The organism is Paenisporosarcina sp. P4_D4 (assembly GCF_056401835.1).
The window spans coordinates 1-2,843 of the sequence record NZ_JBFUIO010000201.1 but is presented as its reverse complement, the minus strand read 5'-3'; the positions used below and the strand labels follow the sequence as shown (position 1 = coordinate 2,843).

Annotated in this window: 3 protein-coding genes; 2 read left to right on the top strand and 1 reads right to left on the bottom strand. The window is 27.5% G+C overall.

Going from position 1 to position 2,843, the window contains the following annotated elements; all coding sequences use genetic code 11:
- On the bottom strand, positions 1-416 hold a 416-nt coding region (locus AC1DSL_RS16975; protein WP_477533113.1), incomplete at its 3' end, for a hypothetical protein.
- A gap of 93 nt (positions 417-509) precedes the next feature.
- Here AC1DSL_RS16975 and AC1DSL_RS16970 point away from each other — a divergent pair.
- Together AC1DSL_RS16970 and AC1DSL_RS16965 are read left to right on the top strand one after the other, a co-directional pair.
- Positions 510-2,297 (top strand): ABC transporter ATP-binding protein, encoded by a 1,788-nt coding sequence (locus AC1DSL_RS16970; protein ID WP_477533112.1) that lies wholly within the window; start codon positions 510-512, stop codon positions 2,295-2,297.
- Positions 2,284-2,808 (top strand): MauE/DoxX family redox-associated membrane protein, encoded by a 525-nt coding sequence (locus tag AC1DSL_RS16965; protein WP_477533111.1) that lies wholly within the window; start codon positions 2,284-2,286, stop codon positions 2,806-2,808. The genes AC1DSL_RS16970 and AC1DSL_RS16965 overlap by 14 nt, the downstream gene beginning before the upstream one ends.
- The last annotated feature ends 35 nt before the right edge of the window (positions 2,809-2,843 follow it).

Here is a 2,843-nt window from a genome sequence, read left to right as displayed (position 1 = left end):
TTATAGTTTTTAAGGAAATCTGAATCAGTAAAGAGTATTTCTTTAAATAAGTGTTGTTTGACATCCATTTTGTTACTAGTACTTGGAGATTTAGATATTACTGGAACAAAATTATAAAATTCTCCATAAATGAGAGATTCCTTAGCAAATTCAGCTAAGTCTTGATCACATACATCACATCCAGTATCTATTACAAGTAGGATTAGAGACTTATCTGTTAATTCATCTAAGTTAACCTCAGCATTGTTCTTGTTTTTTAAATTAAAACTAGATACAAAATCACCATTATGTAAGATAGAATCCTTTGCAATTCTTAAAAATACTTCCTGTAATTTTTCACCAAATTTAACCTCTCTTAAAATAGATAGAGCAATTAAAAGTAATAATAAACATGTAAAAAGATAAATTATAGGCATTTTTAAACCCTCCAGATAATTCTGAATTTACTTTCTTTTACAGGATAACATGTTATAATGAAATTAAAAAGTAATTTTTAGGAGATATATATAATGTTAACCATTTTTAAGTCTTTCTGGACTGTATACAAACATCAACCATTTTTGTTTATTTTTATTATATTGTCAAAATTAATTCAAGGTTTTTTTCCATTGCTTTCGATTCTTATCTTGCAAAAATTAATAAATTCCGTACAACTATTTTTTGAAACAAGAAGTACTCTTACAGAAATTTCATATCTACTAGGTTTGCAAATTTTGTTGACAATTATTAGTAACATCCTACTTAAAGTAGACGAGTATAGTGCTCTTTATCTTCAAATGAAGCTTGAACTTAGTATAAAAGGAAAAATATCTGAGAAAATAATTGGTGTAAGTTACGAAAAACTAGAGGATCATGAGTTCTATAATCTTATTCAGCGGACTCAGGGAGACTTAGGAAGTCAATTTATGAATCCCATAAATAATGTTTTAGAAATAGGAAGGTCTTTAATAGTAATTACTACTGTCCTTATATTTTTGATTCAATTTCACATATTATTTTTAGTAATATTAATTGCATTTGCTATTCCTCTTCTTCTTTTACAAAATAAATTTGGTAAGAACCGATATTGGTTAACCAAATATTTAACACCTTCGGCTAGGGAACAAGGTTACATATTCAGTTTATTTGTAGATAGAAAATATAATAAGGAGATTAGATTAAATCAATCATTTAATTATTTGTTTGATAAATGGAAATCATCATACAGAAATAATACCGATGAGGTTTTGAAACAACATTTAAATCAAAATAAAAAACTTATTGGTTTAGATATTTTAAGTTCTTTAACATTTGCAACTTCTTTTTTTCTTATTCTTTTTCTTTTGTCTAAGTCTGTGATAAGAATTGGTGACTTTGTATCTGTTCTGGAAGCAATTCAAAGAGTATTAGGAGTAATTCATGGGTTGTCCTACGTAACTTCTAACCTAAAGGAAAATACATATTATTTAAAAGACGTATTTGCAATTCTTGACATGCCAAGTAGACATAAAAACATCAATAATGTATCAGTCAATTCAGATACTATTTTAGAAATAAATAATTTAGATTTTAAATATCCTTTTTCTGAAAATAAGGTATTGAATAATATTAATCTTAAGATGAATAAGGGCGATAACATAATTATCGTAGGGAGTAATGGCTCCGGAAAATCAACTTTAATTAAGTGTTTAATTGGTTTATATGAAATACCTAATAATAAGATTAATCTTTTTGGGAAAGATATTAATCTCTTAACTGAAGAAGAAATTTATGGGAAAGTTTCTGTGATATATCAAGATTTCGGTACATACGAGATGACTGCTTATCAGAATATATTATTAGGCGATACAACACAGGGAGAGAAAGCAATTGTAGAGGCAGCTAAAAAAGCAGAAACTGATGAGTTCATAAATTCTTTATTTAATAGGTATGAGACAAAGTTAGGAAGATTGTTTGAAGGTAGTAAAGATTTATCGGGAGGTCAGTGGCAAAAATTAGCATTGGCTCGGGCAATGTTAAAAGACTCTGAATTGATTATTTTTGATGAACCTACCTCATCGTTAGATTCAATTGCCGAGAAAAAATTATTTTTAAAGTTCAAAGATATTACTGAAGGTAAGACATCTATTTACATTTCACATCGAATGTATGCTTGTCATTTAGCGGATTACATTATAGTGCTTAAGGAAGGACAAATTGTCGAAACTGGTAATCATCTGGAATTAATTAAAAAAGAAGGACATTATAAAGAGCTTTATAATAACCAGTCAGATATGTACAAGACAGGAGAAGTGGAGATGAGTTATGGAAATGTTTAATTCGGTACTTTTTTTAATATTTGCTTATATATTTTTATTTTCAGCAATAAGTAAAATTAAAGACTATGAAAATCACATTGAGGTTGTAAAAAGTTATAAAATATTGCCAGACGTATTTGCAAAATATCTAGTAAATTTATTTTTGCTAATTGAATTACTAGCAAGTCTAATGATTATCTTTAGGGTATACATGACTTATAGTGTAATTGCGCTATCCATACTTACATTTATATACTCTGTAGCGATTATTATAAATCTTGCTCGAGGAAGAAAAGATTTATCTTGCGGATGTGGAGGAGTGTTAGGAAATCATGATATATCTTATAGACTTGTAATACGAAATTTACTTATTTTAATAGGACTATTTTCGGCGATTACTTTTCCGAAATCTAAACTACTATTCCAGGAATATGTATACTTAAATGTTCTAATAATTGCTGGATTTATCTTCTACTTATTACTTATTGAGACAATACTATTAAGAATGAAAACTAAGGAGTTGTTGTCATGATTATCGATATTATTATATTTCTTACACTTATAATT

Excerpts from the sequence above, each read along its gene's own strand:
- AC1DSL_RS16965 (WP_477533111.1), top strand. The coding sequence starts at position 2,284 with ATGGAAATGTTTAATTCGGTACTTTTTTTAATATTTGCTTATATATTT.
- AC1DSL_RS16970 (WP_477533112.1), top strand. The coding sequence starts at position 510 with ATGTTAACCATTTTTAAGTCTTTCTGGACTGTATACAAACATCAACCA.